This window comes from Microbacterium daqui (assembly GCF_050408675.1).
Taxonomy (GTDB): domain Bacteria; phylum Actinomycetota; class Actinomycetes; order Actinomycetales; family Microbacteriaceae; genus Microbacterium.
Genome location: NZ_JBNTKF010000006.1, coordinates 141,380 through 161,367, shown reverse-complemented (window position 1 = coordinate 161,367; position 19,988 = coordinate 141,380). Strand labels below are relative to the sequence as shown.

The 19,988-nt window shown below is 63.1% G+C and carries 21 protein-coding genes; 14 read left to right on the top strand and 7 right to left on the bottom strand.

The genetic code is table 11. From position 1 onward, the window contains the following. Positions 1–20 precede the first annotated feature (20 nt). Both pntB and ACQUSY_RS06095 read left to right on the top strand, forming a co-directional pair. The gene (pntB, locus tag ACQUSY_RS06100) at positions 21–1,421 is read left to right on the top strand and encodes a Re/Si-specific NAD(P)(+) transhydrogenase subunit beta (protein WP_428903613.1); all 1,401 of its coding nucleotides are present in this window, start codon (positions 21–23) and stop codon (positions 1,419–1,421) included. A 110-nt stretch (positions 1,422–1,531) separates the two neighbouring features. Then, a complete protein-coding gene (locus ACQUSY_RS06095) occupies positions 1,532–2,392 on the top strand; it encodes a hypothetical protein (RefSeq protein ID WP_428903612.1) in 861 nt (286 codons plus the stop codon). Positions 2,393–2,404: 12 nt separating this feature from the next. On the opposite strand, the gene pcp is transcribed toward ACQUSY_RS06095, so the two are convergent. Then, on the bottom strand, positions 2,405–3,034 hold the full coding sequence (gene pcp / locus ACQUSY_RS06090) for a pyroglutamyl-peptidase I (protein ID WP_428903611.1): 630 nt from the start codon (positions 3,032–3,034) through the stop codon (positions 2,405–2,407). Positions 3,035–3,110: 76 nt separating this feature from the next. Here pcp and ACQUSY_RS06085 point away from each other — a divergent pair, with 76 nt between their 5' ends. Then, positions 3,111–4,868, top strand: coding sequence for a proline--tRNA ligase (locus ACQUSY_RS06085; RefSeq protein WP_428903610.1), 1,758 nt, complete (start codon positions 3,111–3,113; stop codon positions 4,866–4,868). A 272-nt stretch (positions 4,869–5,140) separates the two neighbouring features. Continuing rightward, positions 5,141–5,731, top strand: a complete 591-nt coding sequence (locus ACQUSY_RS06080; protein ID WP_428903609.1) for a hypothetical protein — start codon at positions 5,141–5,143, stop codon at positions 5,729–5,731. Between the two features lie 15 nt (positions 5,732–5,746). On the opposite strand, the gene ACQUSY_RS06075 is transcribed toward ACQUSY_RS06080, so the two are convergent. Then, positions 5,747–5,929 (bottom strand): hypothetical protein, encoded by a 183-nt coding sequence (locus ACQUSY_RS06075; RefSeq protein ID WP_428903608.1) that lies wholly within the window; start codon positions 5,927–5,929, stop codon positions 5,747–5,749. Between the two features lie 79 nt (positions 5,930–6,008). Here ACQUSY_RS06075 and ACQUSY_RS06070 point away from each other — a divergent pair, with 79 nt between their 5' ends. The 6 genes from ACQUSY_RS06070 to rbfA all read left to right on the top strand — a co-directional run bounded on the left by ACQUSY_RS06070 (position 6,009) and on the right by rbfA (position 12,932). Then, positions 6,009–6,785, top strand: a complete 777-nt coding sequence (locus ACQUSY_RS06070) for a hypothetical protein (RefSeq protein WP_428903607.1) — start codon at positions 6,009–6,011, stop codon at positions 6,783–6,785. A 40-nt stretch (positions 6,786–6,825) separates the two neighbouring features. Then, positions 6,826–7,878: an LOG family protein gene (locus ACQUSY_RS06065; RefSeq protein ID WP_428903606.1), complete on the top strand. Its 1,053-nt coding sequence runs from the start codon at positions 6,826–6,828 to the stop codon at positions 7,876–7,878. 339 nt (positions 7,879–8,217) lie between these two features. Beyond that, positions 8,218–9,207 carry a transcription termination factor NusA gene (gene nusA, locus ACQUSY_RS06060; protein ID WP_428903631.1) on the top strand — a complete coding sequence of 330 codons (990 nt, stop codon included), beginning with the start codon at positions 8,218–8,220 and terminating at the stop codon, positions 9,205–9,207. A gap of 70 nt (positions 9,208–9,277) precedes the next feature. Then, positions 9,278–9,550 carry a YlxR family protein gene (locus ACQUSY_RS06055; RefSeq protein WP_428903605.1) on the top strand — a complete coding sequence of 91 codons (273 nt, stop codon included), beginning with the start codon at positions 9,278–9,280 and terminating at the stop codon, positions 9,548–9,550. Positions 9,551–9,604: 54 nt separating this feature from the next. Next, positions 9,605–12,391, top strand: a complete 2,787-nt coding sequence (gene infB, locus ACQUSY_RS06050) for a translation initiation factor IF-2 (RefSeq protein ID WP_428903604.1) — start codon at positions 9,605–9,607, stop codon at positions 12,389–12,391. Positions 12,392–12,497: 106 nt separating this feature from the next. Continuing rightward, the gene (gene rbfA / locus ACQUSY_RS06045; protein WP_428903603.1) at positions 12,498–12,932 is read left to right on the top strand and encodes a 30S ribosome-binding factor RbfA; all 435 of its coding nucleotides are present in this window, start codon (positions 12,498–12,500) and stop codon (positions 12,930–12,932) included. 88 nt (positions 12,933–13,020) lie between these two features. Here rbfA and ACQUSY_RS06040 read toward each other — a convergent pair whose 3' ends face one another. Together ACQUSY_RS06040 and ACQUSY_RS06035 are read right to left on the bottom strand one after the other, a co-directional pair. After that, positions 13,021–13,245, bottom strand: a complete 225-nt coding sequence (locus tag ACQUSY_RS06040; RefSeq protein ID WP_428903602.1) for a hypothetical protein — start codon at positions 13,243–13,245, stop codon at positions 13,021–13,023. 38 nt (positions 13,246–13,283) lie between these two features. After that, positions 13,284–14,024 carry an MFS transporter gene (locus ACQUSY_RS06035; RefSeq protein ID WP_428903601.1) on the bottom strand — a complete coding sequence of 247 codons (741 nt, stop codon included), beginning with the start codon at positions 14,022–14,024 and terminating at the stop codon, positions 13,284–13,286. An 881-nt stretch (positions 14,025–14,905) separates the two neighbouring features. Between ACQUSY_RS06035 and ACQUSY_RS06030 the strand changes: the two genes are divergently transcribed. Further along, positions 14,906–15,253, top strand: a complete 348-nt coding sequence (locus tag ACQUSY_RS06030; RefSeq protein WP_428903600.1) for a hypothetical protein — start codon at positions 14,906–14,908, stop codon at positions 15,251–15,253. On the opposite strand, the gene ACQUSY_RS06025 is transcribed toward ACQUSY_RS06030, so the two are convergent. The 3 genes from ACQUSY_RS06025 to ACQUSY_RS06015 all read right to left on the bottom strand — a co-directional run bounded on the left by ACQUSY_RS06025 (position 15,228) and on the right by ACQUSY_RS06015 (position 16,932). Further along, positions 15,228–15,614: an integrase core domain-containing protein gene (locus ACQUSY_RS06025; protein ID WP_428903599.1), complete on the bottom strand. Its 387-nt coding sequence runs from the start codon at positions 15,612–15,614 to the stop codon at positions 15,228–15,230. The two genes, ACQUSY_RS06030 and ACQUSY_RS06025, sit on opposite strands and share 26 nt — an antisense overlap. Positions 15,615–15,696: 82 nt before the next feature. Next, positions 15,697–15,891, bottom strand: a complete 195-nt coding sequence (locus ACQUSY_RS06020) for a hypothetical protein (RefSeq protein ID WP_428903598.1) — start codon at positions 15,889–15,891, stop codon at positions 15,697–15,699. A gap of 393 nt (positions 15,892–16,284) precedes the next feature. After that, entirely contained in the window at positions 16,285–16,932 is a 648-nt protein-coding gene (locus tag ACQUSY_RS06015; protein ID WP_428903597.1) for a hypothetical protein, read from the bottom strand. Positions 16,933–17,089: 157 nt separating this feature from the next. On the opposite strand from ACQUSY_RS06015, the gene ACQUSY_RS06010 reads away from it, so the two are divergent. From ACQUSY_RS06010 to ACQUSY_RS06000, 3 genes are read left to right on the top strand one after another with little or no spacing between them, the layout of a single operon-like run. Continuing rightward, complete coding sequence (locus ACQUSY_RS06010) at positions 17,090–18,175, top strand: peptidoglycan-binding protein (RefSeq protein WP_428903596.1); 1,086 nt, start codon at positions 17,090–17,092, stop codon at positions 18,173–18,175. Further along, positions 18,172–18,837 (top strand): ABC transporter ATP-binding protein, encoded by a 666-nt coding sequence (locus tag ACQUSY_RS06005; protein WP_428903595.1) that lies wholly within the window; start codon positions 18,172–18,174, stop codon positions 18,835–18,837. The genes ACQUSY_RS06010 and ACQUSY_RS06005 overlap by 4 nt, the downstream gene beginning before the upstream one ends. Continuing rightward, on the top strand, positions 18,834–19,928 hold the full coding sequence (locus tag ACQUSY_RS06000) for an ABC transporter permease (RefSeq protein ID WP_428903594.1): 1,095 nt from the start codon (positions 18,834–18,836) through the stop codon (positions 19,926–19,928). Before ACQUSY_RS06005 ends, ACQUSY_RS06000 begins: the two co-directional genes overlap by 4 nt. Positions 19,929–19,988 lie beyond the last annotated feature (60 nt).

Below are 19,988 nucleotides of genomic sequence, written 5' to 3'. Positions count from 1 at the left end.
ATACTTTCGTGTTTGAATCCATGTCTTCGACGGCCGCTGCCGTCGCGGGTGCCGCGTACATCGTTGCCGCCCTGCTCTTCATCCTCAGCCTTGCTGGACTCAGCAAGCACGAGACCGCCAAGAACGGTGTGCGCTTCGGCATCATCGGTATGGCACTCGCACTCGGTGCCACCATTTGGGTGTCGTTCCAGACCGAGAACCCGTCGATCCTGGGCTTCGGCCTGCTGATCGCCGCGATCGTCGTCGGCGCCATCATTGGCCTCTGGCGAGCACGCGTCGTTGAGATGACGGGCATGCCCGAGCTCATCGCGCTGCTTCACAGCTTTGTGGGTCTGGCCGCCGTCATCGTCGGTTGGAACGGCCACCTGCAGCCGCCGCACTACACCGGTGCGCTCGCCGATATCCACCACGCTGAGGTCTTCATTGGTGTGTTCATCGGTGCCGTGACCTTCACCGGTTCGATCGTCGCGTTTGGCAAGCTGTCGGGCCGCATGTCGTCTAAGCCGCTCATGTTGCCGGGTAAGAACGTGCTCAACGTTGGTGCGCTTGTCGCCTTCGTCGCGCTCACAGTTTGGTATGTCATTACGCCGTCGCTCGTGCTGCTCATCGTCGTTACGGTGCTCGCGCTCGCCCTCGGTTGGCACTTGGTCGCCTCGATCGGTGGCGGCGACATGCCGGTCGTCGTTTCGATGCTGAACTCGTACTCCGGTTGGGCCGCTGCCGCCGCCGGTTTCTTGCTCAACAACGACCTGCTCATCGTCACCGGTGCCCTCGTTGGCTCCAGCGGTGCCTACCTGTCGTACATCATGTGCAAGGCCATGAACCGCTCCTTCATCTCCGTCATCGCGGGTGGCTTCGGTATCGCAGCCCCCAAGAAGGACGGCGAAGAGGAGACCGGCGAGCACCGTGAGGTCAGCGTCGATGACGCGGCCGCCATGCTCAAGGGTGCGTCCTCCGTGGTCATTACGCCCGGATACGGCATGGCCGTCGCCCAGGCGCAGTACCCGGTTGCTGAGCTCACGCAGAAGCTGCGCGACCAGGGCGTCGACGTTCGCTTCGGTATTCACCCGGTCGCCGGGCGCCTGCCCGGCCACATGAACGTGCTCCTCGCCGAGGCGAAGGTTCCGTACGACATCGTGCTCGAGATGGACGAGATCAACGACGACCTGGCTGAGACCGATGTCGTGCTCGTCATCGGCGCGAACGACACGATCAACCCCGCGGCGGCTGAAGACCCGTCGAGCCCGATCGCTGGCATGCCGGTGTTGCGGGTGTGGGAAGCCAAGAACGTCATCGTGTTCAAGCGCTCGATGGCCGCTGGCTACGCGGGCGTGCAGAACCCGCTGTTCTTCCGCGAGAACGCCTCGATGCTGTTCGGCGACGCCAAGGCGCGCGTCGAAGACATCTTGCGCGCACTCTAAGCACATAGACCGACCAAGCGCAGCAGGCTTGGTCTGGGCCGCTCTTCCAGGCACGGGGGAGCGGCCCTTCCTTTGTTTCGCCGCGGCGCGCGGGGTGTGAAGATGGACGCATGCAACCCACCACCGTCACGTTTCCGTCCGGCGCCCTCACCGAAGAGACCACCGTCGCCGATGTCAGGCCCCACGCGGGTGGTTCCGTCGTCATCCTGCAGCAGACGCCGTTTCACCCGGTCGATCACACGTGGCCGGATCAGCCGGGAGACACCGGAACACTCACGGCTGACGGAACCACGGTGCGCGTTGCGAACACCGTGATGGTCGCGATTGACGACGCTGGTGTGCTCGCTGTCGGTGAGGAGATTCCGGTAAAGCGCGGTGCCGATGGGTGGGGCTGGCACGTTGGCCACCTTGTTGCTGAGCCGGTTACGTGGGGCGCCGGAACCACGGTGCAGGCGACCGTTGACGGCACGTTGCGCGCGGGGCTGAGCCGCGGCCACACCGCGTGCCACCTCGCCTCCCTCGCCCTGGACGCCGCGCTCGCCGAGCTGTGGCACAAAGACCCCGGAATAGACCCGCTCGGCAGCCCCAACTTTGAGGCCCGGGCGGGAGCCTCGAGCCAGATTCACCCTGACGGCAGCGTTGACACGTATCGCCTCGGTAAGAGTCTGCGTAAGGCGGGCTTCCGCCCCGACGACCTCGCCGCATCGCTCGCGCAGCGCGAAGCACAGATCAACGACCTGCTTGCCGCCTGGGTGGCGTCATCGGGCCGCTCGTGGATCGAAGTTGAGGGCGACACGATCGCCGACCGGCGCACGTGGCACTGCGCCTTGCCGGCGGGCGAAGCACACTTCTTGTGCGGCGGCACGCACGTCGACAGCCTCGACGCGTTTGCGTCGATCACCGTCGCGCTTGACCTCAGCGACCCGCAGCTTCTCGTCATGACGACGACCGTGGTTCCGTCCGACCACTGACGAGTCGCCGACTCAGCTGATGGTTCCGCCGGCTACTGACAGGTCGTCGGTCGTGTCGAGCGCTGTGCGAATCGCGACCTCGATGCCGCGCGCGATGTCGGCGAGGGGGAGTGTGGGCGTCGGCGCCGGCTTTTGCCCGTCGGCCCACGGCACGTGGATGAAGCCCGCGCGGGCGTGACCGGCCGCATCGATCGCTTGAAACATGACGTCGTTGCATACGAACGTGCCCGCGCTGAGCGAGAGTTCGGCGGGCACATTGGCCGCGGCCACCGCGGCGGTCATCGCCTTGACGGGGAGCGTCGCGAAAAGGGCGCTCGCGGCATCCGGAACCACGGGGGTGTCGACCGGCTGGTCGCCCGAGTTGTCGGGAATGCGGGCGTCGCGCAGGTTCACGGCAACGCGTTCGAAACTGAGTGCCGCGCGGTTGCCGGCCAGACCCGTCGCGATGATGAGGTCTGGCGCGTGTTCGGCAATGAGCTCGCGCAGTTTGGCCCCAGCCCCCGCGAACGTAACCGGCAAGACGGCCGTGACCAATGGTTCCGGCCCCTGCCAGGTCTCGGCGATCAGCCGTACGGCGTCGCCGGAGGGGTTTTCGGTGTCGTTTCCGAAGGGGTCAAAGCCCGTCAGCAGGATCGTTGTCACGCGTCGACCTTTCACAATCTCGTCGTAATCAGGCTACGCGTTCGGCGCCCGGCGGGTCGCGCCCTAGAATCGAGGAGTGGTAACACGACTCTCTAACTACTTCGTCCGTACTCTCCGTGAAGATCCCGCTGACGCGGAAGCCATCTCGCACAAGCTTCTCGTGCGCGCTGGCTACATTCGTCGGCAGGCGCCAGGCATTTTTGCGTGGCTGCCACTTGGCCTGCGCGTGAAGGGCAAGTTGGAGAACATCATCCGCGAGGAGATGGCCGCCGCTGGTGCCTTCGAAGTGCACTTCCCGGCCCTCCTGCCGCGCGACATGTACGAGGCGACGGGTCGCTGGGAAGAGTACGGCGACGCGCTGTTCCGCCTGCACGACCGCAAGGGTGCCGACTACCTTCTCGCGCCGACGCACGAAGAGGCCTTCACGCTCATGGTGAAAGACCTCTACTCGTCGTACAAAGACCTGCCGCTGACGATCTACCAGATCCAAGACAAGTACCGCGATGAGGCTCGTCCTCGCGCTGGCCTCCTGCGCGGCCGCGAATTCACGATGAAGGATGCCTACTCGTTTGACTCGTCAGACGAGGGTCTTGACGCGTCGTACCAGGCGCAGCGTGACGCGTACGAGCGTATTTTCCAGCGCCTCGGCATCGAGTACGCGATCGTTCAGGCTGACGCCGGTGCCATGGGCGGCTCGCGTTCTGAAGAGTTCTTGCACCCGACCGCGATCGGTGAAGACACCTACGTGCGTTCCGCCGGTGGCTACGCCGCGAACGTCGAGGCTTTTGCGACGCTCGCGCCCGAGCCTCGTTCGATCGAGGGTCTGCCCGAGCCGGTCATTTACGATTCGCCCAATACGCCCACGATCGAGACGCTCGTCGCGCACACGAATGCCGTGCTCGACGGTGACTATACCGCCGCTGACACGCTGAAGAACGTTGTGCTCGCTCTTACGCACCTCGACGGCACGCGTGAGGTTGTTATCGTCGGTATTCCCGGTGACCGCGAGGTTGACGAGAAGCGCGCTGAGGTTGCATTTGCTCCGGCTGAGGTCGAGCAGGCAACTGACGCTGACTTCGCGAAGAACCCGCTGCTGGTCAAGGGCTACATCGGCCCGTGGACTGCGCAGGGCACCCTTCTCGGTGAAGAGTCTGCGACAAACATCCGCTACTTCCTGGACCCGCGTGTGGTTGACGGAACCACGTGGATCACGGGTGCAAACATCGACGAGAAGCACGTGCACTCGCTGGTTGCCGGTCGTGACTTCGCCGCTGACGGCATCGTTGAGATTGCCAGCGTTCGTGAGGGTGACGAAGCTCCGGATGGTTCCGGCCCCGTCACGCTGCAGCGTGGCATGGAGATCGGTCACGTCTTCCAGCTCGGCCGCAAGTACGCCGAATCGCTGGGCCTCAAGGTGCTCGACGAAAACGGCAAGCTGACGACCGTCACGATGGGTTCGTACGGTATCGGCGTGACGCGTATTCTCGCCGTGCTGGCAGAGCTCAACCACGACGACCGCGGCCTGATTTGGCCCGAGTCGATCGCGCCGTTCGATGTGCAGGTTGTGGCGACCGGTCGTGACGCGCTGGCGTTCGAACTGGCCGAAGAAGTCGCTGCCGCGCTTGAGGGCGCTGGCCGCGAAGTTCTTATCGATGACCGCGCTGGCAAGGTCTCACCCGGTGTGAAGTTCGGCGACGCCGAGCTGCTCGGTGTGCCCCACATCATCATCGTTGGCCGAGGCGCGGCTGACCGTGAGGTCGAGGTCTGGGACCGCCGCACCGGCGTCAAGACGCCGATGCCGGTGGCCGAAGCCCTCGCACAGTTCGGGGCTTAGTAGGTCTGGAAAAGGCGGTGTCAGCTCATGCTGACACCGCCTTTTTCTCATTCCCGCGCAAACGGTTCCGTTGACCCTATGCGAAGAAGCTTGTGGGGTATCGGAACCGTCCTAGCGGTGTTGTCGTTGGTTGCGTGTGGGCCAGTACCCAACCCCGCACCGGGTGCAACTTCGGTGGCGCCGACAGCCACGAGCGCGCCATCTGAGAGCGCATCACCGACGCCGTCGTCGAAGGGGTGGAATGCTCAGGCGGATACTTCTGTGAAGCGACCATGGTCAGAGCGCAAGGGTGGTACTCCATAACCGTCTCCGGGAGCGCGACCAGCGAAGAGGCGGGCGTTGCTCAGTCTCTCCTCGAAATGGCGGCGCACCGCGGCGATGCGCTGCCGGCACCGGTGATCCCTGCAGTGACGACGGCGACATGGGAACGACCGACTCCTGAGTGTGTCGACCTGGGAGTGCTGATCGCCGCACCCGATGGCTCGCCGATCACAAACGAGGGCGAGAACCCGAAGCGCGACTCACTCCTGCGGCCGCTCTATGATCTGCTCGGCAAGGAGTGCAACTTTTCTATGCCCAACCCCGATCCGGACGGCACGAGTAATGAGGTCAGCTTCACCGTTACCGTCGTGCCGGGAGGCGCCGTCGCATTCGACGCTGGAGTCATCAGCGGTAAAGGCACGCCGCTGGAAACTACTAACGGCGAGGCCGCCGCAGTTTTGATGCCAATTATCTACGAGGGCAGTTCGGCTGTTTTTGCGACAGACGGAACCAACACCGTTGCGATTGAGGTCGCGATGCATGCTGAGGCGTCAGATTTCGGATGGGTAGCAGAGCAACTCATTGACGGGCTTGCACCCTAGCGCGCATACTTTCGTCTAACTCGGGAGAGTGAGTCGAATGCGCAAACTGGTGTGGAGTGGGGCGGCGCTCGTCGCGATGTTGTCACTGGTCGCGTGCGGGCCCACATCGAGCCCGACACCGAGCACGAGCTCTGCAGCGCCCACCACCACGAGCGCCCCATCGGAGAGCGCATTACCCACACCGTCGCCCACCGACACCGAACCGGTTTACGCGTTCAACGGCGATTGCACGAACGCGTTCTCTAACATCGAGCTGGCCACTGCCTTCGACCATGCCATGACAGACCTCGGCGTGAACTGGTCGATTGGGCAAGAAGAAGCGCTTGGCGGCGTGAAATGCACATGGTGGGCCGACGACATGTATCTCGGCGCCGTCGTCGTCTTGACCGCACTTCCCGCGGCAGCGGCACCGGATTCTGTCGTTGATGCCGCGCAGTGTGTAGAAAACAATTGCGAAGCAACCATGCTCACTTCGCAGGGCTGGTACTCGATGGTCACCTTCGGAAGCCTGACCAGCGACGACCCTGCCATCATTCAAGGCCTTCTTACGCAAGCCGCGGAGCGCGGCGACGCGCTGCCGCAACCCGTGGTTCCGCAGGCGACGGCTTCGACATGGTCGAGACCGCCCATTGCCTGCGCGGATCTTGCCGAACTTCTCACTCCACCCGACGGCTCGCCGATCACGCTGGTGGTCGAAAACATGGCAGACTCATCGCTCCTGGCCCCGCTCTATGCAACGCTCGGCAACTTCTGCACCTTCTCGATGCCCAGCTCCGATCCGGAGAGCTTAGGTGTCGAGCTGATGTTCAGCGTCACGGTCGTGCCGGGAGGAGCCGTCGCCTTCGACGACGGCGTCATCAGGGGCAAGGGTGTGCCGGTGCAGATCGCGAACGGCGAAGCCGCGGAGGTCGTCATGCCGTTTGTCGCAGAGGGCAACATGGGCATTTTTGCCACCGACGGAACCAACACGGTTGCGGTCGCGGCACCCCATGAGCTCGCGCCGACCGAATTCACCTGGGTTGCCGAGCAACTCATCGACGCACTCGCGCCGTAGCATTCACCCCTTCGTCACCTGGGGGTGAGAGGGTGGAGGCATGAGCACGACGGATATCCCTGAGAACGACCTCACGCCTGAACTCATTGACGACATCGATCGCCTCATCGGTGACGCGGGAATCTCCGACAACCGCACGCTCATCCGCCGCATCCTGACGTCGGGCCTGCAACTCGGCATGGACGACACTGACCGTCTCGACCTCAAGATCACGTCGGCGTCGCTCATCGAAATGCGCAATGCATTCCGACTCTTCGCGCCGTATCACGACGTTCCCAAGGCGACGATTTTTGGTTCCGCTCGCACGCAGCCGGATTCTGCCGCCTACCGTGCCGCGCACGATGCGGCCGCTGCCCTCGCGCGCGACGGCTGGATGGTCGTCACCGGTGCCGGCCCCGGCATCATGCAGGCCGCGGCCGAGGGCGCCGGGCCTGACATGTCGATCGGTGTCTCGATTCGCCTGCCGTTCGAGGAGAAAGCCAACGAGATCATCGGGCAAGACCCGAAGCACGTTGCCATGAAGTACTTCTTCACGCGCAAGCTCATGCTGGTGAAGGAATCGACCGGGTTCATTTGTGTTCCCGGTGGCTTCGGAACCCTCGACGAAATGTTTGAACTGCTCACCCTGCAGCAGACTGGTAAGGCCGAGCCCGTGCCGATTGTGTTGCTCGATGAGCCGGGCGGCGTGTTCTGGAAGAACCTCGAACACTACATTCGCGACACGATGATGCCCGCCGGCGTGATTTCGCCTGACGACCTCGACCGACTGCTCGTCACGGATTCCGTCGAAGCGGCGCACGCTGCCATCGTTGGCTTCTGGCACAACTACGACTCACTGCGCTGGGTCGGCGACACCCTGGTGTTGCGTCTCAAGCACACGCCGACCGATGAGGAGATTGCCGAGCTCAACGAGAAGTTTGCGTTCTTGCTGAAGGAGGGGGAGATTCGCCGCGCCGAACCGTACGCCCCCGAGCGTTCAGACCACGACAAGCTCGACCTGCCGCGCATCTCGCTCGTGCTCAACCAATTCAAGGTGGGCTCGCTCTTCCAACTCGTCAACGCGATCAACGCCCTGCCTTCGGCCCACGCCTAGATTCCGCGCGCAACGCCACCATCCCTAGCACCGCGAGCCGATGGTTGCGCTTGCTCCATGGTTCCGCGAGTCGCGTCGTGACTGTTCTGCAGGAATCTGCGCCCAAATCGGCTCTTTTCAGGCCCAGAATTCCTGCAGATCGTTCCTGATCCTGCATAACGGTCAAGCGGAGCCGGAACCAGGGGGGCGGAACAGGGAGAGCGGAACCACGGAGAGCGGAACCACGCGGTTGCGGAGGGCGCAACGCCCGGGGTGGAGGGCGAAGGTTTCGTCACAGGAGGCATCCGTTAGAATGGTTCGATGCCCCTGCCGGGGTCAGAGCTGAATACGGAGGCCGTTATGGACATTGATCTCTCGCTGTTGCGCACGATCGAGCGTGAGAAGGAGATTCCCTTCGCTGAGCTTGCTCACATTATTGAGCAGGCCGTGTTGACCGCCTACGCCAAGCACACGTCGCCCGACGACGAGCTGCCTGAGGGTGCCCGCGCATCGCTCGACCACAAGACCGGCCACGTCGCGGTTTACATTCCGGTTCTCGACGAAGAAGGCGCCGTCATCGGTGAAGAAGAGACGATGCCGGAAGACTTCGGTCGCATCGCCGCTTTCGCCGCGAAGCAGGTCATCAGCCAGCGTCTGCGCGACATCGCCGACGACGCCGTGCTCGGTGAGTTCCGTGCCAAGGAGGGGGACATCGTTGCCGGTGTCATTCAGCAGGGCCCGAACCCCAAGATGATTCACGTCGACCTCGGCACGATCGAAGCGATTCTTCCCCCGGAAGAGCAGGTTTCGACCGAGGAATACACCCACGGTTCGCGCCTGCGTGTTTACGTGACGAGCGTTTCCAAGGGCAACAAGGGACCGCAGATCACTGTCTCGCGCACCCACCCGGGTCTCGTGCGCAAGCTCTTCGCTCTCGAGGTTCCGGAAATCGCTCAGGGTCTTGTTGAGATCGTGTCGCTCGCTCGTGAAGCCGGCCACCGCACCAAGATTGCCGTCGTTGCAAAAGACTCGTCGATCAACGCCAAGGGCGCTTGCATCGGTGAAATGGGTCGCCGCGTGCGCGCCGTAACCGAAGAGCTCTCCGGCGAGAAGATCGACATCATCGACTACAACCCGGAGCTCGCAGCCTTCGTTGCTCAGGCGCTCTCACCGGCAAAGGTCACCAGCTCGTTCATTCTGGACGCGCAGACCAAGGCCGTTCGCGCCCTGGTTCCGGACTACCAGCTTTCCCTCGCTATCGGTAAGGAAGGTCAGAACGCGCGTCTGGCCGCCAAGCTCACCGGTGCCAAGATCGACATCCAGCCAGACTCGATTCTCGACGAGAACTAGTCCACGCATCCGCGTCTCGTGTTCCGCCGCACCGCTGGCGGGGCGCGAGTAAACGCGGGGGAGGTGTAAGATGGAACCCGTACGAACGTGTGTCGGTTGCCGATCACACGGTTCTCGCTCCTCACTTCTGAGGGTCACCATCCACGACAACCGCCTCGTCATCGACGAGCGGAAAGCGCTGGGTGGGAGAGGATCGTGGGTACATGACGAGGCCAGTTGCCTCGCCAAGGCACTCCAACGCAAAGCGTTCGTACGGGCACTGCGAGTATCGGGTTCGCCCGACACACAGACCATCGAGAAACGGCTGAACGGCTATGGAAACAAAGTGAACGGCTCGAAATGAGACCCGTCCGCCAATAGGTCTGCCCTGCCTGGGTAGACCCAGACAGGAGAATCAGTGGCTGCCAAACCACGCGTGCATGAAATTGCCTCCGAATTCGGAGTAGACAGCAAGCATGCACTGGCCAAGTTGAAAGAACTTGGCGAGTTCGTGAAGAGCATCTCTTCAACGATTGAACCCCCCGTTGCGCGCAAGCTTCGCGCTGCGCTCGAGGCGGAGGGCGCTGCTGCGTCCGCTGCCCCCGCTCCGGCAGCAGACGCTGCCGCGAAGACTCCGGCTAAGCCGGCGGCTGCCAAGGCCGCCGCAGCTAAGCCTGCCGCAGGTGCTGCCAAGCCCGGCCCGAAGCCTGGCCCGAAGCCGGCTCCGAAGGCGCCGGCCGCCGAAGCTCCCGCTGCTGAGGCCCCGAAAGCTGCTGAGAAGCCCGCCACCGACGGTGGTGCTCCGGCTCCGAAGGCTGCCCAGAAGCCCGGTGCTCCGGCACCGAAGGCACCGGCACCGGCACCCCGCCCGGGTGGCGCACCGCGCCCCGGCAACAACCCCTTTGCTTCGTCGCAGGGCATGGGTCAGCGTCCCGCTGGACCCCGTCCCGGCAACAACCCCTTCGCTTCGGCACAGGGCATGGGCCAGCGCCCGACGCCGGGTAACATCCCACGTCCGCAGGCTCCGCGTCCCGGCGCCCCGCGTCCGGGTGCTCCGCGCCCGGGTGGCGCAGGTCGCCCCGGTGGTGGCGGTCGTCCTGGTGCACCGTTCCAGCAGCGTCCCGGCGGTGCCGGTGGTGCTGGTCGCCCCGGTGGCGGCGGTGGATTCCAGCGTCCCGGCGGCGGAACCGGTGGTCCTGGTGCCGGTGGTGGCGGTTTCGCAGGTCGTCCCGGCCCCGGTGGTCGTGGCCGTGGCGGAACAGCTGGTGCCTTTGGTAAGGGCGGCGGCAAGTCGAAGCAGCGTAAGTCGCGTCGCGCGAAGCGCCAAGAGTTTGAAATGCGGGATGCGCCGCTCGTTGGCGGTGTTAACGTTTCGCGCGGTAACGGCGAGACGATTCGCCTGCGTCGCGGCTCCTCGATTTCGGACTTCGCCGACAAGATTGAGACCCTGACGGGTTACACGGTTCAGCCGGGTACCCTCGTCACGATCCTCTTCAACCTCGGTGAGATGGCGACGGCTACGGAGTCGCTCGACGAGGCCACGTTCGAAGTACTGGGCGCTGAGCTCGGCTACAAGATCGACATGGTTTCGCCTGAGGACGAAGACAAAGAACTCCTGGAGGGCTTCGGTCTCGACCTCGAGAACGAGCTTGCAGAAGAAGACGACGAAGACCTTGAGATTCGTCCGCCGGTCGTCACCGTCATGGGTCACGTTGACCACGGTAAGACGCGCCTTCTTGACGCGATCCGTCAGACCAACGTGGTTGCTGGTGAAGCCGGTGGCATCACCCAGCACATCGGTGCATACCAGATCTGGACTGAGCACGAAGGTATCGAGCGTGCTGTGACGTTCATTGACACCCCGGGTCACGAGGCGTTTACCGCTATGCGTGCTCGTGGTGCTCAGGTCACTGACATCGCGATCCTCGTTGTCGCAGCCGACGACGGCATCATGCCGCAGACGGTTGAGGCGTTGAACCACGCACAGGCAGCTAACGTGCCGATCGTGGTCGCGGTCAACAAGATCGATAAGGAAGAAGCCAACCCCGCCAAGGTTCGTCAGCAGTTGACCGAGTACGGTCTGGTTGCCGAAGAATACGGTGGAGACGTTATCTTCGTCGACGTTTCGGCTCGCCAGAACCTGGGTATCCAGGAGCTCGTTGACGCTGTCTTGCTGACGGCTGACGCTGGCCTTGACCTGCGCGCAAACCCGAACAAGGACGCCCGCGGTGTCGCTATTGAAGCCAAGCTCGACAAGGGCCGTGGTTCGGTGGCTACCGTGCTCATCCAGTCCGGAACCCTGCGCGTTGGTGACGCGATCGTCGCCGGTACCGCGTATGGCCGCGTTCGCGCCATGATCGACGAGAACGGCGAGTCGGTCGAAGAGGCCTACCCGTCGCGTCCGGTTCAGGTTCAGGGTCTTAACTCTGTTCCGCGCGCTGGTGACACGTTCATCGTGACCGAAGAAGACCGTACGGCACGTCAGATCGCTGAGAAGCGTGAAGCCGCTGCCCGTAACGCTCAGCTCGCGAAGGCTCGTAAGCGTATTTCGCTTGAAGACTTCACCCGTGCACTCGAAGAGGGCAAGGTCGAGTCGCTCAACCTCATCATCAAGGGTGACGTTTCTGGTGCTGTTGAAGCCCTGGAAGAGTCGCTCCTCAAGATCGAGGTCGACAACTCCGTTCAGCTGCGCATCCTGCACCGCGGTGTGGGTGCCATCACGGCGAGCGACGTTGACCTGGCAACGATCGACGACGCCATCATCGTCGGCTTCAACGTCCGCCCGGACGTTAAGGCTCGCGAGCGCGCCCAGCGCGAAGGCGTCGACATCCGCTTCTACTCGGTTATCTACTCGGCAATCGATGACATCGAGAGCGCGCTTAAGGGCATGCTCAAGCCGGAGTTCGAAGAGGTCCAGTCGGGTGTTGCCGAGGTCCGTGAGGTGTTCCGCTCCTCGAAGTTCGGCAACATCGCCGGTGTCATCGTGCGCTCGGGAACCATTACCCGCAACGCGAAGGCACGCGTCATCCGCGACGGCGTTGTCGTCGCAGACGGGCTGGCTATCGAGTCGTTGCGTCGCTTCAAGGACGACGTCACGGAAGTTCGTACCGACTTCGAAGCCGGTATCGGCCTCGGTAAGTTCAACGACATCCAGATCGGTGACGAGATCGAGACCACTGAAATGGTCGAGAAGCCCCGCGCCTAAGGTGTGATCAAGGCCGCGTGAGTTTACGACTCACGCGGCCTTGTCATCTCAGGCGCAGTACGCTCCCAACAGATCTGTTGCCGCATAGGCACAAGAGGAGGACAACATGGCTGGTGAACGTCAAGGACGATTGGCCGACCGCATCCGCGTGATTCTCGCGGAACGCCTCGACAAAGGCTTGCGCGACCCGCGCCTCGGTTTCGTGACCATCACGGAGGTTCGAGTTTCGGGTGACCTGCAGCACGCTTCGGTGTTCTACACGGTGCTCGGCACCGATGAAGAGCGCGCGTCGAGTGCTGCTGCGTTGACGGCCGCGACGGGCATGCTCCGCAAGGAAGTGGGCAAGCACCTCGGTGTGCGCCTGGTTCCGACGCTGGAGTTCATCTCCGACGCGCTGCCCGAAACGGCTGACCACATTTCGGCACTGCTGCGCGAAGCGCGTGAGCGTGACGCTGAGGTCGCCGGTCTTGCCGCCAAGGCGCAGTACGCGGGTGACGAAGACCCGTACCTGAAGCCGCGCGAAGACGCTGACGAAGACTAATCCCCACGTCACAACGCCGCCCCACCCGAGAGGGAGGGGCGGCGTTGTGCGTTGCTAGCTGCGGGCGAAGCGTGGGTTCAGGAGCGCATCAACCGTCACCAGTGCTGCGCCCGTCACGAGCGCAACGGCGAAGCCCGGCAAGCGGAACCACGAAGCTGGCGGGATCAGTGGCGAGCCACACGAGTCCCACAGCCTGCATCGCGAGGGCGACGACGGTGAGCGCGTTGCTGCTCATGAACCGCAAGAGCGCAGGTGCGAGCACGCCGCCGATCGCGATCATGACGGCTTGGGGGAGAAGTGCGAACCCGGCCATGAGCGCTGATTCTCCACGGGTATCCTGCAGGTGAAGGCTCACGAGGTAGACCGTCGCGGCCGACGCGCCGGTACCGGCGATGAAGCGCAGGTACGCGATCGAAAAGTCGCGAATGCGAAACAGCCGCACGTCAATAAACGGGTCATGCAATCCCCAGCTGGCGGCGCACAAATATCGCGCCAGCCACCCCGCCCGTGATGCCCGTGACGATCGCCGCCAGTGGTTCCGTCGCCACATGCTGCAACGAGCGGAATGCCGCCGTACAGCGTCCATCGCCAGCCCGGCCCCTCGGCGAGAATGCCGCCAGCAACCGGGCCAAACGCGCTGCCGGCGCCGAACGTTGCCGTCCAGAGGCCGTAGCCGAGCACGCGCTCGCCGGGCTGAAACACCGCACCAATCGTCGAGACAACGCTCGCAATGACCGCGGCTTCGCTCGCCCCGAGTAGCGCGCGCATCGCGATGAGTACGAGCGCGGAGTCGGTCATACCGCCGATCAGGTTAAACAGTGCGAAGCCGGCGAGGCCGATTGCCATGACGGTGCGGCGCCCAAACTGGTCGCCAGCACGCGCCGCAATGACGAGCGTGACGGCAAGCGCGAGCGGGTAGATGTCGACGATCCAGATCGCGGCAGCGTCTGTCATGTGCAGGTCTTGCCGCATCGCCGGCAGTGCCGTCGTGGTCGCGCTAATCGCGAGAGCGCCGACGAGAACGCCGAGCAGCATCGGAACCATGGCAAGCCACGTGCGCGCCGATGAGCGCTGGGCGGTGGGGATCGTCATTGCTCTATTCTGCTGCCCCGAGTGCGTCAGATTACGGATCTCGGGCAAGACCCGAGCGGAAGACGACGAGATGGAGTCGCTATGGCGGCGTGCCACGCAAGCCGAGCCGCTGGCGGACAGCGAGATTAGCGCTAGTGGGGCTCAAGCTCACGATCGCTAATGTGCCAGGGCCGTGGAACCCGACCCAAATCGGGCAAATTCATCCTTCGGACTGGATTAGTCAGACGGCTAGCAAACAACAGCGAGAGTCGTTTAGCTCGGGGAACAGGTATTGCTTTTGCGTTGATGCCATGGTTGAGTAAGGCTCAATCGCGACGAAGCGACTGAGAATCACGCGAAGGGAAACCATCATGCAAGCACGAAACTCTCCGCAAAGGCACCGCGGCGTCCTGGGAATCGTGTCACTTTGGGTGCGCTGATCGGCGTCATCGGTGTTGCGGCACCTGCATATGCGGCAGTTGTTGAGAACGGGACGGCTGCGTGCTCAGGCAAGTACAGCTATGTCGATGCGCGCACAAAGGGCGCGACTCGCGCGATTCTGCCTCCAGGGAAGCCTGTAGCGAGTACGGAATACACTTACGGCATGTCGACGACGACTTGGGCGACTGCGACTCGACAGGGCAATAACGGGGGCGGGTACTGGGAAGTCTATTCCACTGCAAACATCGACAACGCATACACGGACGGATACTGTTCTTCCTTTGGATAAGTCCCGCATTACGCACAGGTACTGGGGTCCGGGCATGATCGCAAGCGCGATAGTACTTGTGGGATGCACCGCTCCCGTTAGCCTTCAGGATGAGCGTTTCACTGGCTCGCCAAGAGATTTCACGTTAAGCATCCAGGCTTGCTTGCTCGATAAAGGTTGGGAAACTGAGCTGGTGACGAAGGACGACGGGTCGGTGGCTCTGCAAGCACCTGGTGTGACTTCGGCCGATCTACGCGAACAGTTCCTCGAGGCATCCGACGAATGCAATGCCGCTTTGCCCGCCATTCCGGTTCCTGAAAGTGATGCGGAGTTGCAGCAGTTCTACGTGTCGTGGACAGATATCCATTCGTGTCTTGTCGATGCGGGCTATGACATCGATGCTCCACCGAGCTACCAAGCATTCGTTGACGAGTATCGTGCCGGGAACGGAAGCGACGCCCCCTACTTCCTTATCGCTGATTCCACAGCACGGGAGCAAGCGATGGCCGCTTGTCCTAAAAATCCCGATAGTTGGTGGTGATTCGGTGAGACAGACGCGCATCGCTGATCTGGGTGGCCGATGTTCGTCTTCCTCCGCTAGGTTGTGTAGATGATCGGTTGGGGGTGAGGCCTCCGCGGCTGGTGTGGGGTCTTCGGTGACAGTAGCGGTGGGCCCAGCCCTGGTAGGTGGCGTTTCTGGGCACATCTAAAGTGTAGGTTTCGGCGTATGCGCGTACCGCGTTGAGAATGCGGTTGGAGCGTTCGACCTTGACGTTGGCCTCTGGCAGGTTAGGCCGGATTCGACGGTGATTGGTCGTGACGAGAGCAGCGGCGTAGTCGCGGGACAGGTAGCAGGACCGCCATGTGCGCGCCGATGAGCGCTGGGCGGCGGGGAGCGTCATTGCTCTATTCCGCTGCCCCTGAGGGCGTGAGTTTTACGGATCGCCAGCACGATGCCGGGTGGCACGAATTGGTTCGCGCTCTCTACCAGTAGCTCGCAATACTGATCGGGTCAGGGCACGTGCTCTCAACCGCGCGGAGCTTGCCGGACTGCGCCATCGCCGCGGCAGCCTCCAGGTAGGGGTTCCAGCGTTGCTCTTCGGGTGCATCAAGATAGGTTTGCAGGGCTGGCGGCTCAGAGGTGTCGATATCGAATTCTTGCTTGAGGCACGCTCGCACTTCGATCTGTAGGTCGTAGAGTCGCTAGAGGGAGGCTTGCGGCAACGGCTTGCCACAATTCGGGCAGATTTGCTTCATGCATTCCATCGAGACGGCGGCGTACGCGCTCTGTTGCGCGTCATCCACCTCAAGGCTTGTCGACCCGTCAGCGTAGGCAATGGCGCCCGGAAAACCATTGTCCGCAAGACAATCCACTGCGGCCTGAGCGCGCTCCGCCCTCATCAACTCGAGTTCCTCTTGAAGGACCGCGCTCGGCGCGGTCGCGACATCTGGTTGCGCGGCTCCGGCACACGAAGACAGCAAGAGAGCTATTACCGCGGTCGCCGCTGCGACGAATCCACGCCTCGCCGTGATGGTCGGTCGCTTCGTTTTCCGCATCATCGTCGCACCCCGTTAGTTGTGCCCGAAAGAGTCGGCCGGGTCGGGGCACGTCTGCTGGTAGATCGGGTCTGAGTACAGGTCGATGCCAGCGGCGTCGGCGACGGTGTAGATCGAGTTTACAAATCCGTTCACGAGCAGGTCATCTTCATAAACTGTGTAGCTGGGGAACTCGGGAACATCTATTCCGAGACCGATGAGACAGTCGCGAGTAGCGATTTGAGCGGCGTACTCTCTGGTAGCGAGCTCCTTGTTAAGCGGAGCGGGCGCGGCCGTACCGATGCGGTTCTTCACGTAACACTCTCGGAGGGTGTTGTGGAATGCATCGTATTGGCCGTCGGGGATGTTTGTCTGAAGCCCACCTCGTGTGTTGAGTTCGAGATCCCAGCCTTCGTCGCTCAGGCATGACTGCACTATCGCTTGTACTTCTGACGCGGTGAGCCACGGCGCATTTGGGTCGAACGTGGCGTCGGGGTCTGGTACCGGCCAGCCGTTCTGCAACCACATGTCTTTCTCCGCGTCGTAGGTCGGAGTTGGGGTGGAGGCGGTCGGTGCTGGCGTTGCAATGGTGTCGGGCGCTTGTTGCCCCGAGCAACCCGCCAAGACCATCATGCCCGCTGCGATAAGAACTCCGACGGTCAGTGCGTGTGATGGCCTGTACATGTCGGAAAGCAACTCCTCAACGAGTTCGCGGGATGAGCCTGAAGCCTACCAAGGTAAGCGCTGGTTCGATCGTCTTTGCAACGTTAAGGGGCACAGCGATTCTCATAAAGTAGGCTTCACGCAACGAACGCAACGCGGCGCGAGTGAATGAGGGTGCATGACTACGGATCGGCGAGCAGGGCGGATCGTTTCGCGCGTTGCTGGTGGGGTGGCGTTGGTGGCCGTGGGTGCGGCTGCGGCGTGGGCGGCGCTGACGGTTGTGAAGCCGGCGGAGGATCCGTTGACGGCGTCGCCCTTCACGTATGTTGAGGTGACGAGCGGTGAGGTTGGCTCGAGTATCAACCTCAATACGGTGGCGGAGTGGACGACGGTTCCGGTTGGTGAGAACCGTGCGCAGGGTGTTGTGACGGCGGTCGCGGTCGCTGCGGGCGATGAGGTTTCGCAGGGTGCCGTGCTGTATTTCGTTGATGAGCGTCCGGTGGTGATCGCGCAGGGTACGGTGCCGATGTATCGCGCGATTGGTGAGAAGGCTGTGGGCACGGATGTGGCGCAACTACAGCAGTTGCTGGTCGCGTTGGGCCACTATGACGGTGCTGCTGATGGCGAAGCGGGGTGGGGAACCATCACGGCGATTAAGGCGTGGCAGAAGTCGCTGGGGTTGGAAGCGACGGGAACTGTTGGTGTCGCCGACATTATTTTCGTGCCGTCACTGCCCACACGAATTTCGCTTGACACCGAGGTCATCGCGCGCGGCGCGACGTTGGTGGGTGGTGAGAGCATCGTGAAGGGTTTGCCGGCGTCGCCGTCGTTTACGATTCCGGTGACCGATGGGCAGGCGGCGATGATGCCGACCGGCACGCGTGTGGAGGTGACGAGTCCGAGCGGAACCCTATGGGAAGCGTTTGTGACCGATCAGGTCAGCAGCACCGAAACACAGACCATCACGGTCAACCTCACCGGCGCAGACGGCGCCCTCATCTGCCTGGATGCGTGCGCGGAGATCCCGGTCACCGGCGAAGCCCGCCTCACGTCTCGTATCGTGACAGTCGAACCCGTCAGCGGCCTCGTGGTTCCGTCTGCCGCATTAGTCACTTCTGCCGAGGGCACAGTCGGCGTTATCGATAAGACGGGCACGCGGCACCCGGTTTCGGTACTCGCTGCCGCGCGCGGGATGAGCGTTATCGAGGGCGTTGACGAGGGAACATCGGTGCGGGTTCCGGGCACGACCGGCGGCGGCAAATGACGGCCCCCACCCAGACCACACAGCAGACCCTGTTTTCGGCCGATGATGTCACGTTTGAGTACATCGCGGGCAAGCCGATTCTCGAAGGGTTTTCGGCGGATTTTGCGCCCGGAACCATGACGGCGTTGACGGGGCCGAGTGGGCGCGGTAAGTCCACACTGTTGTACTTGCTGGGGTTGATGTTGCATCCGCAAGCGGGTGAGATTCGCGTGAACGGCGACTCCACGGCCCGGATGAATGACGCGCAACGCGCGCACTTGCGGGCGGATAAGTTTGGGTTCGTTTTTCAAGACGCGGCGCTGGATGCCAGCCGAACCGTGCTCGACAACGTCACCGAAACCGCGCTCTACCGAGGCATACCGCGACACACCGTCACACCCCGCGCGCTTGAGCTGCTCGACACGTTTGGTGTTGATGTCGCGCCGACCCGTAAACCCGGGCAAGTTTCTGGCGGGCAGGCACAGCGCATCGCTCTGTGTCGGGCGTTGTTGAACTCGCCACGCATTCTGCTCGCCGATGAGCCCACCGGTAACCTCGACCCGGCAACCGCCGATCTCGTCGTCACCGCCCTCCACGACCACTCTCGCACCGGAGCTGCGGTCATCATCGTGACGCATTCGCCTGACATTGCATCTGTGTGTGACACCGAGATACGTCTATGACCGGTCAGCTCATTCGAGAAGCGTTCGCATCGGCCCGCTCCCAGCCTGTCGCGTCGATCGTCACGATCATCATGGTCACCGGCATGATCCTCGCCGTCATGCTCACCACCGGCCGCACGGTCGGTGCCGAACAAAACGTGCTCGGCTCCATCGACTCCGCCGGTACCCGCTCCATCGTGATCCGCGCCGACGACTCCGCCGGAATCACCGCCGATGCCCTCGACCGTATGGCCGGCATCGAAGGCATCGAATGGGCTGGCGCCTTCTCCTCGGCCATCGACGCGACCAACGGCGCCAACACCGACGGCACCCGCGTACCGGTGCGCTTCGCATACGGCGCAGGCCTTGCCCGCCTCGGCATCAGCGACCACAGCGCCCTGCCCGGCGAACTCGCCTACGCCTCACAAATCGCGCTCGACCAGTTCGGGCTTATTGACATCGCCGGCGACATCACCCTCACCACCGGCAGCAACTTCGCCGTCGCTGGCCGTATCGACGTGCCCGACTTTCTGACCGGTTTCGAACCCCTCGTTCTGGTTCCGCAACCCAACGCGACCGGCACAGAACCTATCAACATCATCGTCGTCATCGCCGAACGCCCCGACCTCGTCGCCCCGGTCGCCGCCGCCACCCTCAGCGTGCTCGCAGCCGACGACCCCACCAAAGTGACCGTGCAGACCAGCGCCGCACTCGCCGAACTCCGCGCCCTCATCGAAGGCCAACTCGGATCCTTCTCCCGCGGCCTCGTCCTCGCCCTCCTCGGCCTCACCGGCGCGCTCGTCGCGATCCTCCTCTACGGCCTCGTCATGATGCGCCGCAAAGACTTCGGCCGCCGACGCGCCTTGGGCGCTACCCGCAGCTACATCGTCGCCCTGCTTCTCACCCAAACCGCCCTCCTTGCCCTCGCCGGCATCGCGATCGGAACCATCGGTTCCGTCATCGCTCTCATAGCCTTCGGCGACCCCTTACCGGGCCTCGCCTTCACCACAGCCCTCGCGATACTCACCCTCGTGACCGCACTCATCGCAGCACTCGTTCCCGCCCTCGCCGCCAGCCGCCGCGAACCGATCCGCGAACTCCGCGTCCCTTAGGCTGGCTGCTCGCGACGCACACTCAATCACGGGGAGGCGCGTCCTTTGACGTGTCGGAGG

Coding starts and splice junctions, on each gene's coding strand:
- pntB (WP_428903613.1), top strand. CDS start 21: ATGTCTTCGACGGCCGCTGCCGTCGCGGGTGCCGCGTACATCGTTGCC.
- ACQUSY_RS06095 (WP_428903612.1), top strand. CDS start 1,532: ATGCAACCCACCACCGTCACGTTTCCGTCCGGCGCCCTCACCGAAGAG.
- ACQUSY_RS06080 (WP_428903609.1), top strand. CDS start 5,141: ATGGTCAGAGCGCAAGGGTGGTACTCCATAACCGTCTCCGGGAGCGCG.
- ACQUSY_RS06070 (WP_428903607.1), top strand. CDS start 6,009: ATGACAGACCTCGGCGTGAACTGGTCGATTGGGCAAGAAGAAGCGCTT.
- ACQUSY_RS06065 (WP_428903606.1), top strand. CDS start 6,826: ATGAGCACGACGGATATCCCTGAGAACGACCTCACGCCTGAACTCATT.
- nusA (WP_428903631.1), top strand. CDS start 8,218: ATGGACATTGATCTCTCGCTGTTGCGCACGATCGAGCGTGAGAAGGAG.
- ACQUSY_RS06055 (WP_428903605.1), top strand. CDS start 9,278: ATGGAACCCGTACGAACGTGTGTCGGTTGCCGATCACACGGTTCTCGC.
- rbfA (WP_428903603.1), top strand. CDS start 12,498: ATGGCTGGTGAACGTCAAGGACGATTGGCCGACCGCATCCGCGTGATT.
- ACQUSY_RS06040 (WP_428903602.1), bottom strand. CDS start 13,245: ATGGCCGGGTTCGCACTTCTCCCCCAAGCCGTCATGATCGCGATCGGC.
- ACQUSY_RS06035 (WP_428903601.1), bottom strand. CDS start 14,024: ATGACGATCCCCACCGCCCAGCGCTCATCGGCGCGCACGTGGCTTGCC.
- ACQUSY_RS06025 (WP_428903599.1), bottom strand. CDS start 15,614: ATGACGCTCCCCGCCGCCCAGCGCTCATCGGCGCGCACATGGCGGTCC.
- ACQUSY_RS06015 (WP_428903597.1), bottom strand. CDS start 16,932: ATGTACAGGCCATCACACGCACTGACCGTCGGAGTTCTTATCGCAGCG.
- ACQUSY_RS06010 (WP_428903596.1), top strand. CDS start 17,090: ATGACTACGGATCGGCGAGCAGGGCGGATCGTTTCGCGCGTTGCTGGT.
- ACQUSY_RS06005 (WP_428903595.1), top strand. CDS start 18,172: ATGACGGCCCCCACCCAGACCACACAGCAGACCCTGTTTTCGGCCGAT.
- ACQUSY_RS06000 (WP_428903594.1), top strand. CDS start 18,834: ATGACCGGTCAGCTCATTCGAGAAGCGTTCGCATCGGCCCGCTCCCAG.